This window comes from Pseudomonas sp. Root401 (genome assembly GCF_001425105.1).
Taxonomy (GTDB): Bacteria; Pseudomonadota; Gammaproteobacteria; order Pseudomonadales; family Pseudomonadaceae; genus Aquipseudomonas; species Aquipseudomonas brassicacearum.
On the sequence record NZ_LMDO01000041.1, the window covers coordinates 1 to 26,165 of the forward strand.

The window sequence follows — 26,165 nt, forward strand, 5'->3', positions numbered from 1 at the left end:
TACGTTCGCGTGAATAGTACGTCACAACCTGTCTCTTTCCGCCCTCGGTGTGCTTTTGGGGGTAAATCCGGAGAGGCGACAACTATCCTGACACCGGGGGCCCGCTGTAAGAGCGGAACCATAAGCCGTCGTTACGCAAAAAACGGATATACCCCCAAACCCAAGCCAAAAAAAACGGCACTTTCCATTTCTGAAAGAAGCACCGTTTTTTCCAAGCGAACAGCATCACAGCCAGTCAGGGCCTTTCTGCTGCAATCGCCTTGGGTTATTGAAACAACGACTCGCTCGACAAGCCGTTCTTCTCCAGGATCTCTCGCAGACGCTTGAGACCTTCAACCTGGATCTGCCTCACCCGCTCACGGGTCAAACCAATCTCCAAGCCTACATCTTCAAGCGTGCTGCTTTCATGACCGCGCAAGCCGAAGCGGCGAATCACCACTTCCCGTTGCTTGTCCGTAAGTTCCGAAAGCCACTGGTCGATACTCTGGGACAAGTCATCGTCCTGGAGCAACTCGCACGGATCGGTCGGACGATCGTCGGTCAGGGTATCCAGCAGGGTCTTATCCGAGTCCGGCCCCAGCGAGACGTCTACCGAGGAGACACGCTCGTTGAGCCCAAGCATGCGCTTGACCTCTCCCACCGGTTTTTCCAGCAGGTTGGCGATTTCTTCGGGTGAAGGTTCATGGTCGAGTTTCTGGGTCAACTCACGGGCGGCCCGCAGGTAGACGTTCAGTTCCTTGACCACATGAATCGGCAACCGGATAGTCCGGGTCTGGTTCATGATCGCCCGTTCGATGGTCTGGCGGATCCACCAGGTGGCGTAGGTCGAGAAACGGAAGCCGCGCTCGGGGTCGAATTTCTCGACGGCGCGAATCAGCCCCAGGTTGCCCTCTTCGATCAGGTCCAGCAGCGAAAGCCCGCGATTGACATAGCGTCGGGCGATTTTCACCACCAGGCGCAGGTTGCTTTCAATCATGCGTTTTCGACCGGCCGGGTCGCCACTTTGCGACAGCCGCGCAAAATGAACTTCTTCCTCGGGGGAGAGCAGTGGCGAAAAACCGATTTCGTTGAGGTACAGCTGAGTGGCGTCCAGCGCCCGGGTGTAATCGATGTACTTATGTTGTTTAAGCGAAGCGGAGTGTTTGGATTTGGCACGAACGGAAGGTGGAGTCGCCCCTTCATCATTCGACATCGAATCCATAGCGATGCCGGTCTCCACAAGGAGAACCTCATCGTCGATGTCAAACTCCGGCACTTCTTTACTGAGAGCCATTGTTATAGTCCTTTGGTGAGTTCGACCTCAAGCTCAAGCGACGCCTTTATCCTTGGCAACGCTGGAGCCTGTTCCCTCTACGTGACGGAACAGGCTGACAATCAAATCAACGCCGTGGCAGGAATTGCAGCGGATCGACTGGTTTACCTTGTCGGCGAATCTCAAAATGCAGTTTCACCCGGTCTGTTCCCGTTGATCCCATTTCGGCAATTGTCTGTCCGACTTTGACCTGCTGCCCCTCCCGAACCAACAGCCTGCGGTTGTGACCGTAGGCACTGACGTAGGTATCGCTGTGTTTGATGATCACGAGTTCGCCGTAGCCCCTCAAACCACTCCCGGCGTACACAACCGTGCCATCAGACGCGGCTAAAACAGGCTGTCCCAAATCCCCGGCGATATCAATTCCTTTATTCAAACTACCGTTTGAAGAGAATTTTCCAATGAGAACGCCATTAGAAGGCCATCCCCAGCCTGTCGGGGCGGGGCCTGCCGCAGGCATCGGAGCGGGGGCAGGTTTGCTCGCGACGGACGGTACTGTCGCCGTTCCAGCCCCCGTCGGCCGGCGAATAACCGTGGTTTTACTCGACGAAGAAGGCGTCGAACCCGACTGCGTAACCACCGCGGTAGGCGTTGAACCGCTACGGCCATCGAAGCGAATCGTCTGACCTGGGTGAATCGTATAAGGCGCAGGAATGTTGTTACGCGCCGCGAGGGCTTTGTAGTCCCAGCCGTAGCGGAAAGCGATGGAAAACAGCGTATCGCCGCGACGGACTACATATTGGCCGGTCGTTACTGTAGGACGTTGAGGTGTTGCACTGTTGTTGCGATCGACAACCCGGACATTACCCGAAGGCGTACTGGAACACCCGACCAGCAAAGTACTCAAGACAAGGCCAGTCACCAGGCGCTGAAAGCTCGTGATACCCATACGCTGCGCAATGACTGTGAGACTCACCCGCCGCTCCCTTTGTGGTGGCAGAAAAATTGGAAACTGCCTGTCCAGGCAGAACTCATATAAATATAGCTGGCAACGACTGCGCCTCTATTAATGAAGCGCAATGTGTCGCCGCACACGTTTGCTCGACGCCGTTGGACTCTGTTCAGCAAATCGGTGCCGCTGTAAGACACAGGCCGGGCCGCGGAATTCAGCGTCTGTTTATAAATGCTCAGGCCAACGGCCCATTGAGTAACGGCACGAACCGCACCGCCCCCAGGACGTGTCGCGAAAAACCGTTTTCTTCGCGCACGATCAGCATCAGTTGCTGGACTTCGCCGGCGCCCACCGGAATCACCAGTCGCCCGCCGGGAGCAAGCTGATCCAGCAGGGCCTGGGGTACATCGGTGGCCACCGCGGTCACGATGATGCCGTTGTACGGCGCCAGGGCCGGCCACCCCTCCCAGCCATCCCCCCAGCGAAACACCACGTTGCGCAGGTTCAACTCAACCAGGCGTTCCTTGGCGCGATCCTGCAGTACCTTGATCCGCTCTACGGAAAACACCCGCTCGACCAGTTGCGACAACACCGCCGTCTGGTAACCCGAGCCGGTACCGATCTCCATCACCTTGTCCAGCGGCCCCGCCTCCAGCAGCAACTCGCTCATGCGGGCCACCATGTATGGCTGGGAAATGGTCTGGTTGTGGCCGATCGGCAACGCCGTGTCTTCATAGGCGCGATGGGCCAGGGCTTCATCGACGAAAAGGTGGCGCGGCGTGCGGCGAATGACTTCCAACACCTGGGCGTTGGACAGGCCTTCTTCGTAGAGACGTTGGATCAGTCGTTCACGGGTGCGCTGGGAGGTCATGCCGATTCCGCGGCGCAGCATATCGTCTTGCTCACGAGCCATCAGCGCAGCCCCTCCAGCCAGCCATCGAGATTTCGAAAGGCGTCGTTGAAGGTACGGTCCAACTGCAACGGCGTGATCGAGACATAACCTTGCATCACCGCATGGAAATCAGTGCCCGGCCCGCCGTCCTCGGCATCACCGGCGGCGGCGATCCAGTAACCGGCCTTGCCGCGCGGGTCGACGACATGCATCGGTTTGGCGGCGCGGGCACGGTGGCCCAGGCGAGTGAGCTGGATGCCACGGATGTGATCGAGCGGCAGGTTGGGGATATTCACGTTCAGCACCGTGCGTGGCGGCAGCTCCAGCTCGCCGTGGGCTTCGACCAGTTTACGGGCGAAGTAGGCGGCGGTCGGCAAGTTATCGACCTGTCGCGAAACAAACGAAAAGGCAAACGATGGCTTGTCCAGGAAGCGACCTTCCAGGGCGGCGGCAACCGTGCCGGAATAAAGCACGTCGTCCCCCAGGTTGGCGCCCAGGTTGATACCCGACACCACCATGTCCGGCTCACGCTCCAGCAAGCCGTTGAGGCCCAGGTGCACGCAATCGGTCGGAGTGCCGTTGAGGCTGATGAAACCGTTATCCAGATAGCAGGGGTGCAACGGACGGTCGAGCGTCAGCGAGCTGCTGGCGCCGCTTTTGTCCTGGTCCGGGGCGATGACCACGCACTCGGCAAAATCCGCCAGCGCAGCATAAAGCGCGGCAAGGCCGGGCGCAGTCACCCCGTCGTCGTTAGAAATCAGAATACGCATGGGCTGTCCGTCTGCCCCACCGGCACCAGATCGACGAGTTCGCGCACCAAGACAGTGGCGAAACATCCGGCCGGCAGGACGAATTCCAGTTGCAGAATGTCAGGCTCGGGATAATGCCACGACAGCCCGCCAATGGGCAGTCGCAGGATGCGACGTTCGTGACTCATTCCCGCGTTTATCAACCAGTCCCGCAAATCGGCCTCGCCCGCGGCGATGGCTTGTTCCAGCTCGAACGTCGCGCCAGCGGCAGGCGAAGGTCCCTCGCCCCACTGCGGCCCGGTCGGGTGCAGGTCGAGAATGGCCAGGCGTGGGTCGCTGCATTCAGCCTCTGCGGCCGGGAAAAAACTGCGGCTGTCGGTGAAGGCAAGCAAATCGCCCACCTGGGCTTTTTGCCAGCTACCGTCGGCGACCCGCGCCGCCAGCACCCGGTTGAACAGGAAGCTGCGGGCGGTGGACAACAGCCGCGAGCGCACATTGCGCTGTTCCGGCAACGCCTTGCGCACCGCCCAGCCCCGGGCATCGACGACGTTGCCGCCGTCATGGCCGAAGCGCTGGGCGCCAAAATAGTTGGGGATGCCCTGGCGGACAATCTGTTGCAGGCGCGCATCGATCGCCGCCGTATCGCCCTTGAATTGGGTCAGGCGCAAGGTAAAGCCATTGGCCGAGTGCGCGCCGCGTTGCAGCTTGCGCCTGTGGCGTGCGGTCTTGAGGATCTTCAGCGTGTCGTTCTCTGCCGCCGACAGGTCCGGATCGGCCTTGCCCGGCAATTGGACACTGAACCACTGGCGGGTCAGGGCCTGACGGTCCTTGAGCCCGGCGTAGCTGACGGTGCGCAGCGGCACGCCGGCAGCCTTGGCGATTCGCCGGGCCGCTTCTTCGGTGTTCAAGCCACGTTTTTCAACCCAGATCCACAGGTGCTCGCCATCGCCGGTCAACGGGATGTCGAGTACTTCATCGACCTGGAAATCTTCAGCGGTGGCCTTGAGTACCGCACTGCCCAGCGGTTCGCCATAGGCCCGCGGCCCCAACAGTTCCAGTTCAGTCATGGGCGCAGCAACAAGGCAACGGAGTGGACGGCAATGCCTTCTTCGCGACCGACGAAGCCCAGCTTCTCGGTGGTGGTGGCTTTCACGTTCACTTGGTCCAACTCAACTTGAAGATCCTCGGCAATCAACTGGCGCATCGCTTCGATGTGCGGCGCCATCTTGGGGGCTTGGGCAACGATGGTGTTATCGACGTTGCCGACCTTCCAGCCCTTGGCATGGATCAGCGCGACCACATGGCGCAGCAGCACGCGACTGTCGGCGCCCTTGAATTGCGGGTCGGTGTCGGGAAAGTGCTTGCCGATGTCCCCCAGGGCAGCCGCGCCGAGCAATGCATCGCTCAAGGCGTGCAGCAGGACATCACCGTCAGAATGCGCGAGCAGCCCGAAGCCATGTGCGATTCGCACGCCGCCCAGAGTAATGAAGTCGCCTTCAGCGAAACGGTGAACATCGTAGCCGTGGCCAATACGCATAAAAAAACGCCCCGATTTTTGTCAGGGCGTGATTCTACCTGCATTAGGCGTTTAGAGCGCGCGCATGATGCTGCAAGTGGTCGTCAATGAAGCTGGCGATGAAGAAGTAGCTGTGGTCGTAGCCCGGTTGCAGGCGCAGCTCCAACGGATGGTCGGCAGCCTTGGCCGCCTGTTGCAAGGCTTCGGGCTTGAGCTGGTTGGCCAGGAAATCATCGCGATCGCCCTGATCCACCAGCAGTGGCAGCTTCTCCTGCGCCTCGGCAATCAATGCACAGGCATCCCATTCCCGCCATTTCGAGCGGTCTTCCCCCAGGTAGCGAGAGAAGGCCTTCTGGCCCCATGGGCAATCCATCGGATTGTTGATCGGCGAAAAGGCCGACACTGAACGGTAACGCCCCGGGTTGCGCAAAGCACAGACCAGCGCGCCATGGCCGCCCATTGAATGACCACTGATACCGCGTTTGTCCGAAGCCGGGAAATGCGCTTCGACAAGCGTAGGCAATTCCTGCACCACGTAGTCATGCATCCGATAGTGCCGTGCCCACGGATCCTGCGTGGCGTTCAGATAAAAACCCGCCCCCAGGCCGAAGTCCCAGGCACCGTCCGGATCGCCCGGCACGTCTGCGCCACGGGGGCTGGTATCCGGCGCGACGATGATCAGGCCCAACTCGGCGGCCATGCGCTGAGCACCGGCCTTTTGCATGAAGTTCTCGTCGGTGCAGGTCAGCCCGGACAACCAATACAGCACAGGCAACTTGCCGCCCTGCTCGGCTTGCGGCGGCAGGTACACGGCAAACACCATGTCACAACCGAGCACGTCGGAACGGTGCCGGTAACGTTTGTGCCAGCCGCCGAAGCTTTTCTGGCAGGAGATGTTTTCCAGACTCATTGGCATTTCAGCTGCAAGCGACAAGCTTCAAGCTGCAAGTGGGCGGTGACCCAACTTGCAGCTTATGGCTTGAAGCTTGTGGCTGCTCCTTAGAAATGAATGACGGTGCGGATGCTCTTGCCTTCATGCATCAGGTCGAACGCCTTGTTGATATCTTCCAGGCCCATGGTGTGGGTGATAAACGTATCCAGCGGGATCTCGCCCGTCTCGGCCATTGCCACATAGCTTGGCAACTCGCTGCGACCGCGCACGCCACCAAAGGCCGAACCGCGCCAGACGCGCCCGGTCACCAACTGGAAGGGACGGGTGGCGATTTCCTGGCCGGCACCGGCCACGCCGATGATCACCGACTCGCCCCAGCCTTTGTGGCAGCACTCCAGCGCGGCACGCATCAACTGGACATTGCCGATGCACTCGAAGGAAAAGTCCACGCCGCCGTCGGTCATGTCGACGATGACTTCCTGGATCGGACGGTCGAAGTCTTTCGGGTTGACGCAGTCGGTAGCGCCCAGTTGCTTGGCGATTTCGAACTTGGCTGGGTTGATGTCGATGGCAATGATGCGCGAGGCCTTGGCCTTCACCGCGCCAATCACTGCCGACAGGCCAATGCCGCCCAGGCCGAAGATCGCCACGGTGTCACCCGGCTTGACCTTGGCGGTGTTGAGGACCGCGCCGATACCGGTGGTGACGCCGCAACCCAGCAGGCAGACTTTTTCCAGTGGGGCGTCCTTGGAGATTTTTGCGACGGAGATTTCCGGCAGCACGGTGTACTCAGAGAACGTCGAGGTGCCCATGTAGTGGAAAATCGTCTCGCCCTTGTAGGAAAAGCGCGAAGTGCCGTCCGGCATCAGGCCTTTGCCCTGGGTGGCGCGAATCGCCTGGCAGAGGTTGGTCTTGCCTGACTTACAGAATTTGCACTGGCCGCATTCCGGCGTGTACAGCGGGATCACATGGTCGCCCACCGCGACCGAGGTCACGCCTTCGCCGATGGCTTCGACAATCGCGCCGCCTTCGTGACCGAGGATCGACGGAAAGATCCCTTCCGGGTCGGCGCCCGACAAGGTATAGGCGTCGGTATGGCAGACACCGGAAGCTACCACGCGCAACAGCACTTCGCCCGCCTTGGGCATGGCGACGTCGACTTCAACGATTTCCAGGGGTTTCTTGGCCTCGAAGGCAACGGCAGCGCGCGACTTGATCATCCGGACTCTCCAGCAAATAAAAACAAGACCGGGAGTGTAATCCTCCGCAGGACGATGAATAATCCAACCAAAAGCAAAACATTATTGCTGTATAGGGATAATCCTTCATGTCCGATAACCGCTGGGAAGGGATCGACGAGTTCGTCGCCGTGGCCGAATGCAGTCAATTCACCGCCGCCGCCGAACGTCTCGGGGTTTCGTCTTCCCACATCAGCCGACAAATCGTACGGCTTGAAGAGCGTTTGCAGACACGTTTGCTCTACCGCAGTACCCGGCGAGTCACCCTGACCGAGGCCGGCCAGACGTTTTTGCAGCATTGCCAACGCTTGCAGGACGGGCGCGAGGAAGCACTGCGGGCGGTGGGCGATCTCACCAGCGAACCCAAGGGCATGCTGCGCATGACCTGTGCCGTGGCCTATGGCGAACGGTTCATCGTGCCTCTGGTAACGCGGTTCATGGGGCTGTACCCGCAGTTACGGGTAGACATCGAACTGAGCAACCGCCCTCTGGATCTGGTACACGAAGGCCTCGACCTGGCGATTCGCCTGGGTCGCTTGCAGGACTCCCGCCTGGTCGCCACGCGCCTGGCACCGCGGCGCATGTACCTGTGCGCTTCACCCTCTTACCTGGAACGCTACGGACGACCCCACAGCTTGTCGGAACTGAGCCGCCACAATTGCCTGATCGGCAGCTCCGACATCTGGCAGCTGGAGCAGAACGGACGGGAATTTTCCCAACGGGTACAGGGAAATTGGCGCTGCAACAGTGGGCAAGCGGTGTTGGACGCGGCGTTGCAAGGGGTGGGGTTGTGCCAGTTGCCGGATTATTACGTGCTGGAGCATTTGCACAGTGGCGCATTGATCTCGCTGCTGGAGGCTCATCAGCCGCCGAATACGGCGGTGTGGGCGTTGTACCCGCAGCAGCGGCACCTGTCGCCGAAGGTGCGCAAGTTGGTGGATTTTTTGAAGGAAGGGTTGGCTGGGCGGCCGGAGTATCGGGGATGACAGTGGTTTTTTATGTTGCTTGAGCGATTGCTATCGCGAGCAGGCTCGCTCCCACATTGGATCTTCAGCGGATACAAATTTTGTGTACAGCCAAAATCCCTTGTGGGAGCGAGCCTGCTCGCGATGGCGACTCAGAAGACGCCTCCACTTCTCGCTTAATGCCGATTCGCCCAGCGCTGGCGCAACCACTCCAGATCTTCCGGCCGGGTGACCTTGATGTTATCGGCCCGCCCTTCGATCAACCGCGGCGCCTGCCCGGCCCATTCCATGGCGGACGCTTCGTCGGTAATCAGCGCATCTGCAACCAGGCTGTCGGCCAAGGCCCGATGCAAGGCGCCGAGGCGGAACATCTGTGGCGTGTAGGCTTGCCAGATCACGCTGCGATCAACGGTCTCCAGCACGCGGCCATGTTTGTCGACGCGCTTGAGGGTGTCGCGTGCCGGGACGGCCAGCAGGCCGCCGACCGGATCGGTCGCCAACTCGCTGAGCAGTGTGTCCAGGTCGTCCCGGGCCAGATTGGGCCGGGCGGCGTCGTGCACCAGTACCCAGTCGTGATCGTCGGCGCCCTGCTCGTGCAGGTACAGCAAGGCATTGAGCACTGAATCCGAACGTTGCTCGCCACCATCGACACGCTGGATGCGTGTGTCGTTGGCACAGGCCAGGGTCGGCCAGTAAGGATCATCGTGTGCAAGGCTGACCACCACACCCTTGACGGTGGGATGGTCGAGGAAACAGCCGAGGCTGTGTTCAAGAATTGTGCGTCCGCCCAGTTGCAGGTATTGCTTGGGTCGGTCCGCGGCCATACGAGCGCCAACGCCCGCGGCAGGAATCACGGCCCAGAAGGCCGGCAAACGAATACTCATTGGGCCAACTGGTAGAGGGTTTCGCCCTCCTTGACCATGCCCAGTTCATGTCGAGCCCGTTCTTCAACGGTCTCCATGCCTTTTTTCAGCTCTGTCACTTCGGCGTCCATCACCCGATTACGCTCCAGCAGCGCCTCGTTCTCGGCGTGCTGGTCGGCAATTTGCTGAGTCAGGTCGGCCACTTGCGCCAAGCTGCCATTGCCCACCCACAGACGGTACTGCAGGCCGGCCAGCAACAGGAGCAAGACAAGAAACAACCAATTGGGACTGCGCATCGAATATCAGGTATCCAGTGAAAAAAGACCGCCATGCCAAACTTTGAAGCGTCTGATAGCACGAAGCCTGGAGAACCCAGGCTTGTGCTTGATAAGGCATCAGATTAGAGGCAAAACCGCCGCCATGGCGACTTTTGCGACCTGATCCGCTGTCTTTTTACCATTTACCGCTTAACCGCGAAACTCGGCGCGACCGTTGTACTTGGCCTTGCCGTTCAACTGCTCTTCGATACGCAGCAGTTGGTTGTACTTGGAAACGCGGTCGGAACGGCACAGCGAACCGGTCTTGATCTGGCCTGCCGCAGTGCCCACGGCCAGGTCGGCAATGGTCGAATCTTCGGTTTCACCGGAGCGGTGGGAGATCACGGCGGTGTAGCCGGCAGCCTTGGCCATCTGGATGGCTTCCAGGGTTTCGGTCAGGGTGCCGATCTGGTTGAACTTGATCAGGATCGAGTTGGCGATCTTCTTGTCGATGCCTTCTTTCAGGATCTTGGTGTTGGTCACGAACAGGTCGTCACCCACCAGCTGGGTTTTCTCGCCGATCTTGTCGGTGAGGATTTTCCAGCCAGCCCAGTCGGACTCGTCCAGGCCGTCTTCGATGGAGATGATCGGATAGCGTTCGGTCAGGCCCTTGAGGTAGTCGGCGAAACCTTCGGCGGTGAACACCTGGCCTTCGCCGGACAGGTTGTACTTGCCGTCTTCGTAGAATTCACTGGCGGCGCAGTCCAGGGCCAGGGTCACGTCGGTGCCCAGCTTGTAGCCAGCGTTGGCCACGGCTTCGGAGATCACTTTCAGCGCGTCTTCGTTGGACGCCAGGTTCGGTGCGAAACCGCCTTCGTCGCCAACCGCGGTGCTCAGGCCACGGGCTTTGAGCACAGCCTTGAGGTGATGGAAAATCTCGGTGCCCATGCGCAGGCCTTCGGAGAAGGTCTTGGCGCCAACCGGCTGCACCATGAATTCCTGGATGTCGACGTTGTTATCGGCATGCTCGCCGCCGTTGATGATGTTCATCATCGGCACCGGCATCGAATAGACACCCGGGGTACCGTTGAGGTTGGCGATGTGGGCGTACAGCGGCAGGTCCTGGTCCTGGGCAGCGGCCTTGGCAGCGGCCAGGGAGACGGCGAGGATCGCGTTGGCGCCCAGGGTGGCTTTGTTTTCGGTACCGTCGAGCTTGATCATCGCGTGATCGAGGGCTTTCTGGTCGGCAGGATCCTTGCCCAGCAACAGCTCACGGATCGGACCGTTGATGTTGGCGACGGCTTTGAGCACGCCCTTGCCCAGGTAACGGCTCTTGTCGCCATCACGCAGCTCCAGCGCTTCGCGCGAGCCAGTGGAAGCACCGGACGGCGCGCAGGCGCTGCCGATGATACCGTTGTCGAGAAGCACGTCCGCTTCAACAGTGGGGTTGCCACGGGAGTCGAGAACTTCACGACCTTTGATGTCGACGATTTTTGCCATTGTTGTAAACACTCCAAAGTTGACGAAAACGCTGTGGGAGCACGGCTTGCCGGCGATGGGGGCCTCAAGGGCACCATCGCTGGCAAGCCATGCTCCCACAAGAGCAGTGCGGCCAGCGGGCCAGAGCGATAATCGAGCGGTACTTTACCGGAGAAAACCGCGTTACGCGGTTTCTATTGTCGGAAAACTCTTGACCAGCTCGTCCAACGCCTTGAGCTGAGACAGGAAAGGTTCCAGCTTGTTCAAGCGCAAGGCACAAGGGCCGTCGCACTTGGCATTGTCCGGATCCGGGTGGGCTTCAAGGAACAGGCCAGCCAGGGATTGGCTGATGCCAGCCTTGGCCAGGTCGGTCACCTGGGCGCGACGACCGCCGGCGGAATCGGAACGACCGCCAGGCATCTGCAGGGCGTGCGTCACATCGAAGAATACCGGGTATTCGAACTGCTTCATGATGCCGAAGCCGAGCATGTCGACTACCAGGTTGTTGTAGCCGAAGCTCGAACCGCGCTCGCAGAGGATCAACTGGTCATTCCCAGCCTCTTCGCACTTGCTCAGGATGTGTTTCATTTCCTGGGGCGCAAGGAACTGGGCTTTCTTGATATTGATCACCGCGCCGGTCTTGGCCATCGCGACCACCAGGTCGGTCTGGCGCGACAGGAAGGCCGGCAACTGGATGATGTCGCAGACCTCGGCGACGACCGCGGCCTGGGCAGGCTCGTGGACGTCGGTGATGATCGGCACGCCAAAGGCTTGCTTGATGTCCTGGAAGATCCGCATGCCTTCTTCCAGGCCCGGGCCACGGTAGGAGGTCACGGACGAACGGTTGGCCTTGTCGAAGCTGGCCTTGAACACGTAAGGGATACCCAACTTCTGGGTGACCTTCACGTACTCCTCGCAGACCTGCATCGCCATGTCGCGGCTTTCCAGCACGTTCATGCCGCCAAACAGCACCATGGGCTTGTCGTTGGCAATCTCGATGTCGCCGACACGAATGATCTTCTGGGCCATCGTCTTATGCCTTTTTCTGGTGTTGAGCCAAAGCGGCCTTCACGAAACCACTGAACAACGGATGACCGTCCCGTGGCGTCGAGGTGAACTCGGGGTGAAACTGGCAGGCGACGAACCATGGGTGATCCGGGGCCTCGACCACTTCGACCAGCGCGCCGTCACCGGAACGACCGGAGATTTTCAGGCCGGCCTCGATCAACTGCGGCAGCAGGTTGTTGTTCACTTCGTAGCGATGACGGTGACGCTCGACGATCACATCCTTGGCGTAGCAATCGTGCACCTTGGAGCCGGCTTCCAGCAGGCATTCCTGGGCACCGAGACGCATGGTGCCGCCCAGGTCCGAGCTTTCGGTACGCACTTCCACGGCACCGGTGGCATCTTCCCACTCGGTGATCAGGCCCACGACCGGATGGCCGCTGGCACGATCGAACTCGGTGGAGTTGGCGTCTTTCCAGCCCAGCACGTTACGGGCGAACTCGATGACCGCCACTTGCATGCCCAGGCAGATACCCAGGTAAGGCACTTTGTTTTCGCGAGCGTATTGCACGGCAGTGATCTTGCCTTCCACGCCCCGCAGGCCGAAGCCGCCCGGCACGAGGATCGCATCGGCGCCTTCGAGCAGGCCGGTACCCTGGTTCTCGATGTCTTCGGAATCGATGTAGCGCAGGTTGACCTTGGTACGGTTGCTGATGCCGGCGTGACTCATCGCCTCGATCAGCGACTTGTAGGCGTCCAGCAGCTCCATGTACTTGCCGACCATGGCGATGGTGACTTCGTGCTCCGGGTTGAGCTTGGCATCGACCACGGCTTCCCATTCGGACAGATCGGCACTGGCGCATTGCAGGCCGAAGCGCTCGACGACGAAGTCGTCCAGGCCCTGGGAGTGCAGGATGCCCGGGATCTTGTAGATGGTGTCGGCGTCTTCCAGGCCGATGACCGCACGCTCTTCAACGTTGGTGAACTGGGCGATCTTGCGACGCGACGAGATGTCGATCGGGTGATCGGAGCGGCAGATCAGCACGTCCGGCTGCAGGCCGATGGAACGCAGTTCCTTGACCGAGTGCTGGGTGGGTTTGGTCTTGGTTTCGCCGGCGGTGGCGATGTACGGCACCAGTGTCAGGTGCATCAGCATCGCGCGCTTGGCGCCGATTTCGAAACGCAACTGGCGGATGGCCTCGAGGAACGGCTGGGACTCGATGTCGCCCACGGTGCCGCCGATTTCGACCATCGCCACGTCGGCATCGCCAGCACCCTTGATGATGCGGCGCTTGATTTCGTCGGTGATGTGCGGGATGACCTGGATGGTCGCGCCCAGGTAGTCACCACGACGCTCCTTGCGCAGCACGTGTTCGTAGACACGGCCGGTGGTGAAGTTGTTGTTCTGGGTCATGGTCGTGCGGATGAACCGCTCGTAGTGGCCCAGGTCCAGGTCGGTCTCGGCGCCGTCGTGGGTGACGAACACTTCACCGTGCTGGAACGGGCTCATGGTGCCCGGGTCAACGTTGATGTACGGGTCCAGCTTGAGCATGGTGACCTTAAGTCCCCGCGCCTCCAGGATGGCCGCCAATGAAGCCGAGGCAATGCCTTTCCCCAATGAAGAAACAACACCGCCCGTGACGAATATGTAGCGCGTCATGAAAAACCCTAGAAGTCTGCGTTAAAGCGGTCCGAGCCGCCGGGGAAAGCGAAGGAAGGCCGAAGCCCCCGATCACCTGCATTAATCACAGTGCACCTTTCAAAAAAACCGCCGCGTTGGGACAGACCGGAAGTGAAATCACCGGTACGTTGCTCGCTACACATTTTTTGGAATCGCCCAGCAAAGACTGCTTGGTAATCGGCAACTCCTGCAATTCAGGCGAATCCACAGAAGTTGTATCAAGAAGGGAGCGTAGTCTACCGGAAAGCCCCTTTCAGCTCAAACCCAGATCTTGGCTTCCTGGCGTCCAGATCAGTTGCCAACTGCCATCAGCCTGTGCATCGAGCCCGGCCAGGTTGGCCACCGCCAGCAATTGCTCGCCCTGATAGAGCAGCGGCAATCGACCACGAACGAACGCCGGCACGGCCTTTTCATTGAGCAAACGCTTGAGGTCACGGTGACCACGACCCTGTAATGCCATCACCTCGCCGCCTTGACGATAGCGCACGCTGAGCGGCCCCGCAGGCGGCGTGCCGTCGAGCACCACCCGACCATTGTCCGGCAAGCTCAGCGCAACCGTCGGATCGGCCCAGTCGACGGCGCCTGGCAGCGAACATAGCCAGTGGTCGGATAACCACCAGATCCGCCCGGCGGCGCGGTGCAACTCACCACCGGCCAGTCGCCAGAGCGGCCGGGCATCATCGGCGGCATCGCGCAACGAGTCCCAGCCCGACCAGTGATCGGTATCGGGCAGCAGGGTCATCGGCGCCAGCCAATGGCTCAAGGCGTTGCGCTGACGGGCCGGCGACAACGCCCGCAAAGGCTCCAGCGCCAGGGATTGCAGCCCGAGCCAGTCGAACACTCCCGGGGTCGCGGCCTGGGCCAGGTCGATTCGCGCCAAATCATCCAGCAAAGTTTGGGCTTCACCCATGTGCGTAGCGCTGCGAGCCAGGGTCGTCGACGCTTGGGGCCATTGCTCGGCCAACACTGGAAAAACCCGCTGGCGCAGGTAATTGCGCGCATACCGGTGATCGTCGTTGGAGGGATCTTCGATCCAGCTCAAGCCGTGCTGCCTCGCATAGGCTTCCAGCTCCGCCCGGGACACATCGAGCAACGGTCGCAACAGATGCCCTCGGCCCAAAGGACGCTGCCGTGGCATTGCTGCCAAGCCCCTTACCCCTGCCCCGCGCAATAAACGAAACAGCAGGGTTTCGGCCTGGTCATCGCGATGCTGGGCGGTAAGCAGCACTTCATTGCTGTGGATCGCCGCGACAAAGGCCGCGTAACGCGCTTCCCGGGCAGCGCGCTCGACACTGGCACCAGGGCGCACTTGCACACTCACCACGTCCAGCCGCACGCCCAGGGCCGCGCAGACCGAACGACAATGGTCCGGCCACGCCTCAGCCACCGCCTGGAGGCCGTGATGCACATGGATAGCGCTCAATGCGGGCAAGGAGTGGTGTTGCGAAAGGGTCGCGAGCAGGTGCAACAGGACGGTGGAGTCGAGGCCGCCGGAGAAGGCGATGCGCCAGGTGGCGGCGTTGCGCCAGGGGAGCATGTGCTTGAGGAGCCGGGTTGGCAGATCCGCGCTTGAGTTCATTGGAGTCAGCCTTGGCACAAACAACTGTGGGAGCGAGCCTGCTCGCGATGGCGGTATATCAGTCAACTCATTTGTTGAATGTTAAACCGCTATCGCGAGCAGGCTCGCTCCCACATGGTATTGCAATCAGATCAAAGGCCGTAGCTCATCAACCGCTCGTAGCGACGAGCCAGCAGCGCTTCGTTGTCGAACTTCTTGAGCATCGACAATTGCGAGCTCAGCTCGGCACGGATCAGCGCCGCCGCTGCAGCCGGGTCGCGGTGAGCGCCGCCGACTGGCTCGCTGATCACCTTGTCCACGATGCCCAGGCCTTTGAGACGCTCGGCGGTAATGCCCATGGCCTCAGCGGCATCCGGCGCCTTCTCGGCGGTTTTCCACAGGATCGAGGCGCAGCCTTCCGGCGAGATCACCGCATAGGTGGAATATTGCAGCATGTTCAACTGGTCGCAGACACCGATGGCCAGTGCACCGCCGGAACCACCTTCGCCAATTACAGTGGCGATGATCGGGGTTTTCAGGCGCGCCATGACGCGCAGGTTCCAGGCAATCGCTTCGCTCTGGTTGCGCTCTTCGGCGTCGATGCCCGGGTAGGCGCCCGGCGTGTCGATGAAGGTCAGGATCGGCATCTTGAAGCGCTCGGCCATTTCCATCAGGCGGCAGGCCTTGCGGTAGCCTTCCGGACGCGGCATGCCGAAGTTGCGGCGCACCTTCTCGCGCACTTCGCGGCCTTTCTGATGGCCGATAACCATCACCGGCTGGTCGTCCAGGCGGGCGACACCGCCGACGATTGCGGCGTCGTCGGAGAAGTGGCGGTCACCGTGCAGCTCATCGAACTCGGTGAAGATGTGGTCGATGTAGTCCAGGGTGTAGGGACGACGTGGATGACGCGCCAGGCGGGCGATCTGCCAGCTGGTCAGCTTGCCGAAGATGTCTTCGGTCAGCGTGCGGCTTTTGTCCTGCAGACGAGAGATTTCATCGCCGATATTCAGCGAATTGTCATTACCGACCAAGCGCAACTCTTCGATCTTGGCTTGCAGGTCGGCGATCGGCTGTTCGAAATCTAGAAAATTCGGGTTCATAGGCGTCCGTCTTGGGTCGACGTCCAAGAGAGCTTGGGCCGGCCGGTTGTCTATTCGCGCCTACCTTAAGGGAGAGGCGCGTTCAGGTCGAGATTAAAAATTCGGGTCGAGATCAGGGGTATTCCGGTTTCAGGAATGGCCCCTGGCCGTCAACGGTATTGGAGGAAGACGTTGTCTTTGCCGAACTGGTCACGCAAGGCTTGAATCAACGCATCCGCCGGATCGATCCGCCAGCCTTCGCCGAACTGCAACACAGCCTTGGCATCGGGGCGTACGTACTCCATGGTGATCGGGCAGGCGCCGCGATGGCGCTTGAACAATTCGCCCAACCAGCGTAGCTGATCGCCCTTGAGATCCTGGGTCTGCAACTTCAGGCGCAGGCTTTCAGCCAGGTTGGTACGGGCATCTTCCATGCTCATCACCCGCTTGACCCGCAGCCGCAGGCCACCGGAAAAGTCATCGTTGCTGACCTCGCCTTCCACCACCACCATCGCGTCGGTCTGCAACAGCGACTGCGCCGAGTGGAACGCATCGGCGAACAATGAGGCCTCGATGCGCCCGGAGCGGTCGTCGAGGGTGATGAAGCCCATCTTGTCGCCCTTTTTGTTCTTCATCACCCGCAGGGCGATGATCATGCCGGCGACGGTTTGCGTATCGCGCGCCGGCTTGAGGTCGATGATGCGCTGACGGGCGAAGCGGCGGATCTCGCCTTCGTATTCGTCGATCGGGTGACCGGTGAGGTACAGGCCCAAGGTGTCTTTCTCACCCTTGAGGCGTTCCTTGAGGGTCAGCTCCTTGGCCTTGCGATGGTTGCCGTAGACATCGGCGTCTTCTTCGACGAACAGCCCGCCGAACAGATCGGCGTGGCCGCTGTCATGGGTGCGGGCTGTCTGTTCGGCGGCCTTGATCGCCTCCTCCATCGCCGCCAGCAACACCGCGCGGTTGCGGTCGATGTTGGCCTGGTAGGCCTTGGGCTCATCCTGGAAGTAAGGCCCCAGCCGGTCCAGGGCACCACTGCGGATCAAACCGTCGAGGGTGCGCTTGTTGATGCGCTTGAGGTCAACCCGGGCGCAGAAATCGAACAGGTCCTTGAACGGCCCGTCCTGGCGCGCTTCGGTGATGGCTTCCACCGGCCCCTCGCCCACGCCCTTGATCGCGCCCAGGCCGTAAATGATGCGGCCTTCGTCGTTCACCGTGAACTTGAACTCCGAAGCGTTCACGTCCGGTGCGTCGAGGCGCAGCTTCATGGTCCGCACTTCTTCGATCAAGGTCACGACCTTGTCGGTGTTGTGCATATCCGCCGACAGTACCGCCGCCATGAATGGCGCCGGGTAATGCGCTTTCAGCCACGCGGTCTGGTACGACACCAGGCCATAGGCGGCGGAGTGGGATTTGTTGAAGCCGTAGCCGGCGAACTTTTCCACCAGGTCGAAAATGTTACCGGCCAGGTCAGGGTCGATGCCGTTGGTGGCGCAACCCTCAATGAAACCGCCGCGCTGCTTGGCCATTTCCTCGGGTTTCTTCTTACCCATCGCCCGGCGCAGCATGTCCGCGCCGCCGAGGGTATAACCGGCCATGACCTGGGCAATCTGCATCACCTGTTCCTGATACAGGATGATGCCGTAGGTCGGTGCCAGCACCGGTTTCAAGCCTTCGTACTGATAATCCGAGTGCGGGTACGCCAGCTCGGCGCGGCCGTGCTTGCGGTTGATGAAGTCATCCACCATGCCCGACTGCAACGGGCCCGGACGGAACAGGGCCACCAGTGCGATCAGGTCTTCCAGGCAGTCGGGCTTGAGCTTTTTGATCAGCTCCTTCATGCCCCGGGATTCAAGCTGGAACACCGCCGTGGTTTCGGCTTTTTGCAGCAGGCTGTAGGTCGGCTTGTCATCCAGCGGGATGAAGGCAATGTCCAGCGGTTCTTCGCCGACCTTGGCCCGGTCACGGTTGATGGTTTTCAGCGCCCAGTCGATGATGGTCAGGGTGCGCAGGCCGAGGAAGTCGAACTTCACCAGGCCCGCCGCCTCGACGTCATCCTTGTCGAACTGGGTCACCAGGCCGTCGCCTTCTTCGTCGCAATAGATCGGCGAGAAGTCAGTCAGCTTGGTCGGCGCGATCACCACGCCGCCGGCGTGCTTGCCGACGTTACGCACCACGCCTTCGAGCTTGCGGGCCATCTCCCAGATTTCCGCGGCCTCTTCATCGACCTTGATGAAGTCCCGCAGGATTTCTTCCTGCTCGTAGGCCTTCTCCAGGGTCATGCCGACTTCGAACGGAATCATCTTCGACAGACGATCCGCCAAGCCGTAGGACTTGCCCTGCACCCGCGCCACGTCGCGCACCACCGCCTTGGCGGCCATGGAGCCGAAGGTGATGATCTGGCTCACAGCGTTGCGGCCATATTTCTCGGCCACGTAGTCGATCACCCGGTCGCGACCGTCCATGCAGAAGTCGACGTCGAAGTCGGGCATGGATACCCGTTCCGGGTTGAGGAAACGTTCGAACAGCAGGTCATATTCCAGCGGGTCGAGGTCGGTGATCTTCTGCACATAGGCCACCAGCGACCCGGCACCCGACCCACGGCCTGGGCCCACCGGCACGCCGTTGTTCTTGGCCCACTGGATAAAGTCCATCACGATCAGGAAGTAACCGGGAAAGCCCATCTGGATGATGATATCCAGCTCGAAATTCAACCGATCGACATAGACCTGGCGCTTGGCTTCGTAATCTTCAGTCGTGTCCTTGGGCAACAGGACGCTGAGGCGATCCTCCAGGCCGTCGAAAGACACCTTGCGGAAATATTCGTCGATGGTCATGCCATCGGGGATCGGGAAGTTGGGCAGGAAGTGCTTGCCCAGTTTCACTTCGATGTTGCAGCGCTTGGCGATCTCGACGGTGTTTTCCAGCGCCTCGGGCAGGTCGCTGAACAACTCGGCCATTTCCTCGGCGCTCTTGAGGTATTGCTGGTTGCTGTAGTTCTTCGACCGCCGTGGATCGTCGAGGGCCCGACCCTCACCGATGCAGACACGGGTTTCGTGGGCTTCGAAGTCTTCCTGCTTGATAAAGCGCACATCGTTGGTCGCCACCAGCGGCGCGCCGATCTTGTCGGCCAGGGCCACGGCGGCATGCAGGTGTTCTTCATCATTGGGACGATTAGTGCGCTGCACTTCGATGTAGAAGCGATCCGGGAACACCGACATCCAGTCACGGGCCAGGGTCTCGGCTTCCTCGGGGTTGCCACTGAGCAGGGCCAGGCCGATTTCACCTTCCTTGGCCGCCGACAGCATGATCAGCCCTTCACTGGCCTCGGCCACCCACTCGCGCTCGATGATGATCGAGCCGTTGCGCTGGCCGTCGATAAAACCACGGGAGATCAGCTCGGTGAGGTTGCGATAACCCAGGGCGTTCATCACCAACAGGCTGATACGGCTCAGCGGTGCGTCCGGGTCCTTGTTCGACAGCCACAGGTCGGCGCCACAGATCGGCTTGATCCCGGCGCCCATGGCGGCCTTGTAGAACTTGACCAGCGAACACATGTTGTTCTGGTCGGTGACCGCCACGGCAGGCATGTTCATGCCCACCAGGGTCTTGACCAGGGGCTTGATCCGCACCAGACCGTCGACCAGGGAGTATTCAGTGTGCAGGCGTAGATGAACGAATGAAGCCGGCATAGTGATCCTGCGTTAAGTCATGAAAACAACAAGGCCCGGATTGTACCGGGCCTTGGATAAAACATGTAGGAGCTGGCGAAGCCTGCGATCTTTCACTCTTGACTCAATCGGCAGTGGAAAGATCGCAGCCTCGCTTCGCTCGACAGCTCCTACAGGGCACGACGGGGCATTGCGACGCTTTCGCTAGATCCTTTCGATCAAGCCATCACGAGCTTCATAAGCCAGCCGCACCGGGGCGAACGAGCGCCGATGGATCGGCGTTGGCCCAAGGCGCGCCAAAGCTTCCAGATGAACGGGAGTCGGGTAACCCTTGTGGCCGCCGATGCCATAGCCCGGGTAAATCAATTCGAAAGCGGCCATTTCCCGGTCGCGACTGACCTTCGCCAGAATCGAGGCCGCCGCGATGGCCGGCACCTTGGCGTCGCCCTGGATAACCGCTTCGGCGCGCATCGACAGTTTCGGGCAGCGATTGCCATCGATCATCGCCAGTTTCGGCGTGATGTGCAGGCCCTGCACGGCACGCTGCATGGCAAGCATGGTGGCGTGCAGGATATTGAGTTCATCGATTTCTTCGACTTCGGCCCGAGCGATGCACCAGCTCAGGGCTTTCTCGCAAATCTCGTCGTAGAGCTTTTCGCGACGGGCTTCAGTGAGTTTCTTCGAATCGTTGAGGCCCAGGATCGGCCGCTTCGGGTCGAGAATCACCGCCGCCGTCACCACCGCGCCGCACAACGGGCCCCGCCCCACTTCATCAACACCAGCCACCAGTTCTTCGACTTCGGCGACCAGGTTGAAGTCCAGGCCCATCTGTAGCTTTGAGTTGCTCATGGTTTTGCGCCAATCAGGGTCAGTACCGCATCAGCCGCCTGGTTGGAAGCATCACGACGCAAGGTACGATGGATTTCATCAAAGCCCCGGGTCTGTTCCTCGCCGCCGTCGATCAAGGGCGACAGCGTAGTGGCCAGCGCCTCGGCGGTCGCCTCGTCCTGCAACAGCTCCGGCACCAGCAAGCGCTGGGCCAACAGGTTCGGCAAGGACACGTAGGGGCTCTTGACCATGCGCTTGAGAATCCAGAACGTCAGCGGCGCCAGGCGATAGGCGACCACCATCGGGCGTTTATACAACAGCGCCTCAAGGGTAGCAGTGCCGGAGGCAATCAACACCGCATCGCAGGCCGCCAACGCTTCGTGGGAACGACCGTCGAGCAGCGTCACCGGCAAATCACGACCAACCAACAGCGCTTCCAACTGGACGCGACGCTGCGCACTGGCACACGGCAGGACAAAACGTACACCGGGTCGCAGCGCCCGAAGGCGTTCGGCAGCGTCGAAAAACAGACCGCCCAAGCGACTCACTTCGCCGCCCCGGCTCCCGGGCATCAAGGCCACCAGCGGTCCCTCGGGCAGGCCTAACGCCTGACGGGCCGCATCGCGGTCGGCTTCCAGGGGAATGGTATCGGCCAGGGTGTGCCCGACAAACCGCACCGGCACGCCCTTCTCTTCGTAGAACCGGGCTTCGAACGGCAGCAGCGTCAGCATCAGGTCGCAACCTTCGCGAATCTTCAGCACCCGCTTCTGCCGCCAGGCCCAGACCGACGGGCTGACGTAATGCACGGTCTTGATACCGGCCTGACGTAACTTGAGTTCGATATTGAGGGTGAAATCCGGCGCATCGATGCCGATGAACACATCCGGTTTTTCGTCGATCAGGGTCTGGATCAGCTTCTTGCGCCGGGCCAGCAGCTCGCGCAGGCGACCGAGTACTTCCACCAGGCCCATCACCGACAGGCGTTCCATCGGGAAATAGGACGCCAGGCCTTCGGCCTCCATCAACGGCCCGCCAACACCAATGAATTCGACAGCGGGATGCTGCGCCTTGAGCGCGCGCATCAGACCGGCGCCCAGAATGTCACCGGAAGCCTCTCCCGCCACCAGTGCAATACGCAAATTAGCCATGGTCAGCGAGTGATGCCGCGAGTCGAAGACTGGATGGAATCGCGGAAGATCGCGACTTCCGGGTGTTGCGCCGAAGCCTCGGCCAGTTCGGCGAGTGCCTGCTCGACCGTCAGGCCCTGGCGATACACGACTTTGTAGGCGCGACGCAGCGCCGTAATCGCCTCTTCGCTGAAACCACGACGGCGCATGCCTTCGAAGTTCATGCTGCGGGCTTCGGCCGGGTTGCCGAACACCGTGACATAGGCAGGGACGTCCTTGCCGATGGCAGTGCCCATGCCAGAGAAGCTGTGGGCGCCGATATGGCAATACTGGTGCACCAGGGTGAACCCGGACAGGATCGCCCAATCATCCACGTGCACATGACCGGCCAGCGCGGTGTTGTTGACCAGGATGCAATGGTTGCCAATCACGCTGTCATGGCCGATGTGCGCGTAGGCCATGATCAGGTTGTGGTCGCCCAAGGTCGTTTCGGAACGATCCTGAACGGTGCCACGGTGAATCGTCACGCCTTCGCGGATCACGTTGTGATCGCCGATGACCAGACGGGTTTCTTCACCTTTGTACTTGAGATCGGGCGTGTCCTCGCCTACCGAAGAAAACTGGTAGATGCGATTGTGCCGACCAATCCGGGTCGGTCCCTTGAGAATTACGTGGGGACCGATCACCGTACCCTCGCCGATTTCCACACCTGCGCCGACAATCGACCACGGGCCGACCTCGACATCGGCGGCCAAAACGGCCGTCGGATCGATGATTGCGCGAGGGTCAATCAAACTCATAGTTTGCGTTCCGCACAGATGATTTCAGCGGAGCAGACTGGCTTGCCATCGACCGAGGCCTGGCATTCGAACTTCCAGATCTGGCGCTTGCAACTGATGAACTTGGCTTCGAGGATCAACTGATCGCCCGGGGTGACTGGCTGGCGGAAACGCAGCTTGTCGGAACCGACGAAGTAATAGAGCGTGCCGTCGGCAGGTTTTACGTCGAGCATTTTGAAACCAAGGATCCCGGCAGCCTGAGCCATCGCTTCGATGATCAATACGCCCGGCATGATTGGATGCGCGGGGAAGTGACCATTGAAGAATGGCTCGTTGATGCTGACATTCTTGTAGGCGCGAATGCGCTTGCCTTCAACGTCCAGGTCCACCACCCGATCCACCAGCAGGAACGGGTAACGGTGAGGCAGGTATTCGCGAATCTCGTTGATGTCCATCATTTCGGGGGGAAGCCTATGTAAAGATTGGAAGCGCACGAGTGACGCGCACTCCGCTAGCAAATCAAGATGCCCTAACGGCTGTGCACACTTGATATGGAAATGGTATCAGCCATCTGATGAAGCATTACCGCCAGGGGTCACGTCCCCTACACGCTTTTCCACCTGCTTGAGGCGTCGCGCGATGTCGTCGAGCTGGCGGATACGCGCCGCGCTCTTGCGCCATTCGGCTGCCGGCTGCATGGCCGTACCGGAAGAGTAGGCACCTGGCTCGGTAATCGAGTGGGTCACCATGGTCATCCCGGTCAGGAACACGTTGTCACAGATATCGATATGCCCCACCAGCCCCACGCCACCGGCGAGCATGCAGTGCTTGCCGATCTTGGTGCTGCCGGAGATGCCCACGCAGGCGGCCATGGCGGTGTGGTCACCGACCTGGACGTTGTGGGCGATCTGGATCTGGTTGTCGAGCTTGACGCCATTGCCGATGACCGTGTCGGCCAGGGCACCACGGTCGATCGCGGTGTTGACGCCGATCTCCACGTCATCACCAACGGTGACGCCGCCGATCTGGGCAATTTTCTGCCAGATGCCTTTCTCGTTGGCAAACCCAAACCCTTCGCCGCCCAGTACTGCGCCGGACTGAATCACGACCCGTTTGCCGATGCGCACATCGTGATACAGGGTGACCCGTGGTGCCAGCCAACCGCCTTCGCCGATCTCGCTGCGTGCGCCAATGACACAATGGGCACCCAGCGTGACGCCGGCACCGATTCGGGCCGCGCTTTCGACGACCACGAATGGGCCGACGCTGGCCGTGGGATCAACCACGGCATCTGCCGCGATCACGGCGCTGGGATGAATACCGGCGGCCGATTTCGGCTTGGGATCGAACAGATGGGAAATGCGGGCATACGCCAGGTACGGATCGGGCACGATCAGGGCATCGCCGGCAAACCCATCGGCATCAGCAGCCTTGAGCAACAGCGCGGCTGCCCGGCTGTCGGCCAGGTACTTGCGGTATTGAGGATTTGCCAGAAAGCTCAACTGAGCTGGGCCAGCCTCTTGCAAAGTGGCTAGCCCAGTAATTGCCTTCTCCGGGTCGCCACGCAGGGTGGCGCCGAGGAACTCGGCCAATTGGCCGAGCTTGATGGTCGCGGTCATGGATTACTTCAGCTGATTCATGCGCTCGATCACCTGGCGCGTGATGTCGTATTGAGGCTTGACATCGATCACTGCGCCACGCTCGAACACCAGGTCAAAACCACCTTTCTTGATGACTTCTTCCACGGCGCTGTCGAGTTTCGGCTTGAGTTGCTTGAGCATTTCGCGGTCGGCAACAGCTTTCGCTTCGTTCAGTTCCTTGGACTGGAACTGGAAGTCACGGGCCTTTTGCTTGAATTCAAGCTCCAGACGCTCGCGCTCGCCCTGGGCCATCTTGTCGCCACCGGCCACCAGACGATCCTGAATGCCCTTGGCGCTGCTTTCCAGGCCCTTGAGCTTGGTCAGTTGCGGGCCGAATTTCTTCTCGGCATCCACGGCGTACTTCTTCGCCGCGTCGGATTCCAGCAGGGCCATCTGATAATTCAGCACGGCGATCTTCATGTCGGCAAAAGCCGGACCAGCGACCAGTACGGTCGCCAGGAGAACCAATTGAGTCAACTTACGCACGATGTACTCCTACAAAATCCATTGTCGTTGTCATGGGTCAGACGCTTAGAACGTCTGGCCGAGGGAGAATTGGAACACTTGGGTTTCAGCGTCATCCGGTTTCTTGATCGGCATCGCCAATGCGAAGCTCAAAGGACCCAGCGCGGTGACCCAGGTCACGCCTACACCGACAGAACTGGCCAGGTTGCTCAGACTGATGTCGTTACATTCAGCATTGGACGAAGAGCCGTTGCTATTCTTGGCGTTATCGCAGCTGGAGTCGAATACGTTACCCACGTCCCAGAATACCGAAGTACGCAGGGAGCGTTGATCCTTGACGAACGGCATTGGAAACAACACCTCGACACCACCCTGGATAAGGACGTTGCCACCGAATGGCAGCGGATCCTGGTCCGGGTCCGCCAATGTGCCTTGGTTACCCGTGACGGATTCACCACGGCTCGGCGTACTGCGCGGGCCCAAGGTACTGTCCTTGAAACCACGAACCGAGTTGAAACCACCGGCGTAGTAGTTCTCGTAGAACGGCAGGCCGTCGGTCGAACCGTAGCCATCACCATAGCCCAGCTCGGTGTGCAGGCGCATGGTGTAGTTGTCGGTCAGCGGCTGGAACAGCTGGCCGCGGTAGTCGAGCTTGAAGAACGAGAGGTCACTGCCAGGGGTGGTCGTTTCCAATACCAGGCTCTGGGAATGGCCACGGGTTGCCAACACACCCTTGTTCAAGGTCGACTCGGACCAACCAGCAGAGGCCTTGAAGTTCAGGTACTTATCGCCTTCCTTCTCGACGAAATCGAAGATCTCGTCAACGGTATAGCGGCCAGTGCTGATTTCGTCCTGCTGGGCGGTGAGACCGAATGTGAGTCGCGAAGTCTCGCTGATTGGATAACCCACGTTGACGCCAGCACCCAAGCTGTCTACTGCATAGCTGGAGACATCGGAATCGAGTTCGTCATAGTCAGTGGTGCGATAGAAGGCGTTGTAACCCAGGCTCACACCGTCCGCGGTCCAGTAGGGGTCCACGTAACCGAAGTTGTAGCGGGTCTGGTACTCACTGCGAGTCAAGCCGATGCTGACCTTGTTACCGGTACCCAGGAAGTTGTTCTGGGTGATCGAGCCACCGAGGATCAGGCCGGCGCTCTGGGCAAAACCGACGCTGGCGGTGATCGAGCCGGAAGCCTGCTCTTCGACGCTGTAGTTCACATCGACCTGGTCATCGACGCCCGGTACGGCCGGGGTCTCGACGTTGACTTCCTTGAAGA

At 60.4% G+C, this 26,165-nt stretch carries 24 protein-coding genes; 1 reads left to right on the forward strand and 23 read right to left on the reverse strand.

What is annotated here, in order from left to right:
- Window positions 1-265 precede the first annotated feature (265 nt).
- The 8 genes from rpoS to ASC85_RS24130 all read right to left on the reverse strand — a co-directional run bounded on the left by rpoS (window position 266) and on the right by ASC85_RS24130 (window position 7,473).
- Window positions 266-1,273, reverse strand: a complete 1,008-nt coding sequence (gene rpoS / locus ASC85_RS24100) for an RNA polymerase sigma factor RpoS (RefSeq protein ID WP_057451681.1) — start codon at window positions 1,271-1,273, stop codon at window positions 266-268.
- 106 nt (window positions 1,274-1,379) lie between these two features.
- Window positions 1,380-2,228, reverse strand: coding sequence for a peptidoglycan DD-metalloendopeptidase family protein (locus ASC85_RS31605; RefSeq protein WP_082534472.1), 849 nt, complete (start codon window positions 2,226-2,228; stop codon window positions 1,380-1,382).
- Between the two features lie 211 nt (window positions 2,229-2,439).
- Window positions 2,440-3,075, reverse strand: a complete 636-nt coding sequence (locus tag ASC85_RS24105; RefSeq protein ID WP_177343181.1) for a protein-L-isoaspartate(D-aspartate) O-methyltransferase — start codon at window positions 3,073-3,075, stop codon at window positions 2,440-2,442.
- Between the two features lie 41 nt (window positions 3,076-3,116).
- Window positions 3,117-3,866 carry a 5'/3'-nucleotidase SurE gene (surE, locus tag ASC85_RS24110; protein ID WP_038856712.1) on the reverse strand — a complete coding sequence of 250 codons (750 nt, stop codon included), beginning with the start codon at window positions 3,864-3,866 and terminating at the stop codon, window positions 3,117-3,119.
- Window positions 3,854-4,912 carry a tRNA pseudouridine(13) synthase TruD gene (truD, locus tag ASC85_RS24115; RefSeq protein WP_057451683.1) on the reverse strand — a complete coding sequence of 353 codons (1,059 nt, stop codon included), beginning with the start codon at window positions 4,910-4,912 and terminating at the stop codon, window positions 3,854-3,856. Before truD ends, surE begins: the two co-directional genes overlap by 13 nt.
- Entirely contained in the window at window positions 4,909-5,382 is a 474-nt protein-coding gene (gene ispF, locus ASC85_RS24120; RefSeq protein WP_057451684.1) for a 2-C-methyl-D-erythritol 2,4-cyclodiphosphate synthase, read from the reverse strand. The genes truD and ispF overlap by 4 nt, the downstream gene beginning before the upstream one ends.
- Before the next feature lie 43 nt (window positions 5,383-5,425).
- On the reverse strand, window positions 5,426-6,277 hold the full coding sequence (fghA, locus tag ASC85_RS24125; protein WP_162254892.1) for an S-formylglutathione hydrolase: 852 nt from the start codon (window positions 6,275-6,277) through the stop codon (window positions 5,426-5,428).
- Between the two features lie 83 nt (window positions 6,278-6,360).
- Window positions 6,361-7,473 carry an S-(hydroxymethyl)glutathione dehydrogenase/class III alcohol dehydrogenase gene (locus ASC85_RS24130; protein WP_057451686.1) on the reverse strand — a complete coding sequence of 371 codons (1,113 nt, stop codon included), beginning with the start codon at window positions 7,471-7,473 and terminating at the stop codon, window positions 6,361-6,363.
- 107 nt (window positions 7,474-7,580) lie between these two features.
- On the opposite strand from ASC85_RS24130, the gene ASC85_RS24135 reads away from it, so the two are divergent.
- Window positions 7,581-8,477, forward strand: coding sequence for a LysR substrate-binding domain-containing protein (locus ASC85_RS24135; RefSeq protein ID WP_057451687.1), 897 nt, complete (start codon window positions 7,581-7,583; stop codon window positions 8,475-8,477).
- Window positions 8,478-8,632: 155 nt separating this feature from the next.
- On the opposite strand, the gene ispD is transcribed toward ASC85_RS24135, so the two are convergent.
- The 15 genes from ispD to bamA all read right to left on the reverse strand — a co-directional run.
- On the reverse strand, window positions 8,633-9,340 hold the full coding sequence (gene ispD / locus ASC85_RS24140) for a 2-C-methyl-D-erythritol 4-phosphate cytidylyltransferase (RefSeq protein ID WP_003198271.1): 708 nt from the start codon (window positions 9,338-9,340) through the stop codon (window positions 8,633-8,635).
- The gene (gene ftsB / locus ASC85_RS24145; RefSeq protein ID WP_003184873.1) at window positions 9,337-9,615 is read right to left on the reverse strand and encodes a cell division protein FtsB; all 279 of its coding nucleotides are present in this window, start codon (window positions 9,613-9,615) and stop codon (window positions 9,337-9,339) included. The genes ispD and ftsB overlap by 4 nt, the downstream gene beginning before the upstream one ends.
- Window positions 9,616-9,786: 171 nt before the next feature.
- Complete coding sequence (gene eno / locus ASC85_RS24150; RefSeq protein ID WP_013692387.1) at window positions 9,787-11,076, reverse strand: phosphopyruvate hydratase; 1,290 nt, start codon at window positions 11,074-11,076, stop codon at window positions 9,787-9,789.
- Between the two features lie 162 nt (window positions 11,077-11,238).
- Entirely contained in the window at window positions 11,239-12,084 is an 846-nt protein-coding gene (gene kdsA / locus ASC85_RS24155; RefSeq protein WP_003198268.1) for a 3-deoxy-8-phosphooctulonate synthase, read from the reverse strand.
- A gap of 4 nt (window positions 12,085-12,088) precedes the next feature.
- Window positions 12,089-13,720, reverse strand: coding sequence for a CTP synthase (locus ASC85_RS24160; RefSeq protein ID WP_003198266.1), 1,632 nt, complete (start codon window positions 13,718-13,720; stop codon window positions 12,089-12,091).
- Between the two features lie 274 nt (window positions 13,721-13,994).
- Window positions 13,995-15,320 (reverse strand): tRNA lysidine(34) synthetase TilS, encoded by a 1,326-nt coding sequence (tilS, locus tag ASC85_RS24165; RefSeq protein WP_057451688.1) that lies wholly within the window; start codon window positions 15,318-15,320, stop codon window positions 13,995-13,997.
- 131 nt (window positions 15,321-15,451) lie between these two features.
- Window positions 15,452-16,399: an acetyl-CoA carboxylase carboxyltransferase subunit alpha gene (locus tag ASC85_RS24170; RefSeq protein WP_057451689.1), complete on the reverse strand. Its 948-nt coding sequence runs from the start codon at window positions 16,397-16,399 to the stop codon at window positions 15,452-15,454.
- A 149-nt stretch (window positions 16,400-16,548) separates the two neighbouring features.
- Complete coding sequence (gene dnaE, locus ASC85_RS24175) at window positions 16,549-20,070, reverse strand: DNA polymerase III subunit alpha (protein WP_046065021.1); 3,522 nt, start codon at window positions 20,068-20,070, stop codon at window positions 16,549-16,551.
- A gap of 183 nt (window positions 20,071-20,253) precedes the next feature.
- Window positions 20,254-20,898: a ribonuclease HII gene (rnhB, locus tag ASC85_RS24180; RefSeq protein ID WP_057451690.1), complete on the reverse strand. Its 645-nt coding sequence runs from the start codon at window positions 20,896-20,898 to the stop codon at window positions 20,254-20,256.
- The gene (gene lpxB, locus ASC85_RS24185) at window positions 20,895-22,025 is read right to left on the reverse strand and encodes a lipid-A-disaccharide synthase (RefSeq protein ID WP_057451691.1); all 1,131 of its coding nucleotides are present in this window, start codon (window positions 22,023-22,025) and stop codon (window positions 20,895-20,897) included. Before lpxB ends, rnhB begins: the two co-directional genes overlap by 4 nt.
- 2 nt (window positions 22,026-22,027) lie before the next feature.
- Window positions 22,028-22,804, reverse strand: a complete 777-nt coding sequence (gene lpxA, locus ASC85_RS24190) for an acyl-ACP--UDP-N-acetylglucosamine O-acyltransferase (protein WP_003198252.1) — start codon at window positions 22,802-22,804, stop codon at window positions 22,028-22,030.
- Window positions 22,801-23,241: a 3-hydroxyacyl-ACP dehydratase FabZ gene (gene fabZ, locus ASC85_RS24195; RefSeq protein ID WP_003184897.1), complete on the reverse strand. Its 441-nt coding sequence runs from the start codon at window positions 23,239-23,241 to the stop codon at window positions 22,801-22,803. Before fabZ ends, lpxA begins: the two co-directional genes overlap by 4 nt.
- A 105-nt stretch (window positions 23,242-23,346) precedes the next feature.
- Window positions 23,347-24,402 carry a UDP-3-O-(3-hydroxymyristoyl)glucosamine N-acyltransferase gene (gene lpxD / locus ASC85_RS24200; RefSeq protein ID WP_057451692.1) on the reverse strand — a complete coding sequence of 352 codons (1,056 nt, stop codon included), beginning with the start codon at window positions 24,400-24,402 and terminating at the stop codon, window positions 23,347-23,349.
- A gap of 3 nt (window positions 24,403-24,405) precedes the next feature.
- Window positions 24,406-24,909, reverse strand: coding sequence for an OmpH family outer membrane protein (locus ASC85_RS24205; RefSeq protein ID WP_003184901.1), 504 nt, complete (start codon window positions 24,907-24,909; stop codon window positions 24,406-24,408).
- Between the two features lie 45 nt (window positions 24,910-24,954).
- On the reverse strand, window positions 24,955-26,165 hold a 1,211-nt coding region (gene bamA / locus ASC85_RS24210; protein ID WP_082534473.1), incomplete at its 5' end, for an outer membrane protein assembly factor BamA.

Excerpts from the sequence above, each read along its gene's own strand:
- rpoS (WP_057451681.1), bottom strand. The coding sequence starts at position 1,273 with ATGGCTCTCAGTAAAGAAGTGCCGGAGTTTGACATCGACGATGAGGTT.
- ASC85_RS24105 (WP_177343181.1), bottom strand. The coding sequence starts at position 3,075 with ATGACCTCCCAGCGCACCCGTGAACGACTGATCCAACGTCTCTACGAA.
- surE (WP_038856712.1), bottom strand. The coding sequence starts at position 3,866 with ATGCGTATTCTGATTTCTAACGACGACGGGGTGACTGCGCCCGGCCTT.
- truD (WP_057451683.1), bottom strand. The coding sequence starts at position 4,912 with ATGACTGAACTGGAACTGTTGGGGCCGCGGGCCTATGGCGAACCGCTG.
- ispF (WP_057451684.1), bottom strand. The coding sequence starts at position 5,382 with ATGCGTATTGGCCACGGCTACGATGTTCACCGTTTCGCTGAAGGCGAC.
- fghA (WP_162254892.1), bottom strand. The coding sequence starts at position 6,277 with ATGCCAATGAGTCTGGAAAACATCTCCTGCCAGAAAAGCTTCGGCGGC.
- ASC85_RS24130 (WP_057451686.1), bottom strand. The coding sequence starts at position 7,473 with ATGATCAAGTCGCGCGCTGCCGTTGCCTTCGAGGCCAAGAAACCCCTG.
- ASC85_RS24135 (WP_057451687.1), top strand. The coding sequence starts at position 7,581 with ATGTCCGATAACCGCTGGGAAGGGATCGACGAGTTCGTCGCCGTGGCC.
- ispD (WP_003198271.1), bottom strand. The coding sequence starts at position 9,340 with ATGAGTATTCGTTTGCCGGCCTTCTGGGCCGTGATTCCTGCCGCGGGC.
- ftsB (WP_003184873.1), bottom strand. The coding sequence starts at position 9,615 with ATGCGCAGTCCCAATTGGTTGTTTCTTGTCTTGCTCCTGTTGCTGGCC.
- eno (WP_013692387.1), bottom strand. The coding sequence starts at position 11,076 with ATGGCAAAAATCGTCGACATCAAAGGTCGTGAAGTTCTCGACTCCCGT.
- kdsA (WP_003198268.1), bottom strand. The coding sequence starts at position 12,084 with ATGGCCCAGAAGATCATTCGTGTCGGCGACATCGAGATTGCCAACGAC.
- ASC85_RS24160 (WP_003198266.1), bottom strand. The coding sequence starts at position 13,720 with ATGACGCGCTACATATTCGTCACGGGCGGTGTTGTTTCTTCATTGGGG.
- tilS (WP_057451688.1), bottom strand. The coding sequence starts at position 15,320 with ATGAACTCAAGCGCGGATCTGCCAACCCGGCTCCTCAAGCACATGCTC.
- ASC85_RS24170 (WP_057451689.1), bottom strand. The coding sequence starts at position 16,399 with ATGAACCCGAATTTTCTAGATTTCGAACAGCCGATCGCCGACCTGCAA.
- dnaE (WP_046065021.1), bottom strand. The coding sequence starts at position 20,070 with ATGCCGGCTTCATTCGTTCATCTACGCCTGCACACTGAATACTCCCTG.
- rnhB (WP_057451690.1), bottom strand. The coding sequence starts at position 20,898 with ATGAGCAACTCAAAGCTACAGATGGGCCTGGACTTCAACCTGGTCGCC.
- lpxB (WP_057451691.1), bottom strand. The coding sequence starts at position 22,025 with ATGGCTAATTTGCGTATTGCACTGGTGGCGGGAGAGGCTTCCGGTGAC.
- lpxA (WP_003198252.1), bottom strand. The coding sequence starts at position 22,804 with ATGAGTTTGATTGACCCTCGCGCAATCATCGATCCGACGGCCGTTTTG.
- fabZ (WP_003184897.1), bottom strand. The coding sequence starts at position 23,241 with ATGATGGACATCAACGAGATTCGCGAATACCTGCCTCACCGTTACCCG.
- lpxD (WP_057451692.1), bottom strand. The coding sequence starts at position 24,402 with ATGACCGCGACCATCAAGCTCGGCCAATTGGCCGAGTTCCTCGGCGCC.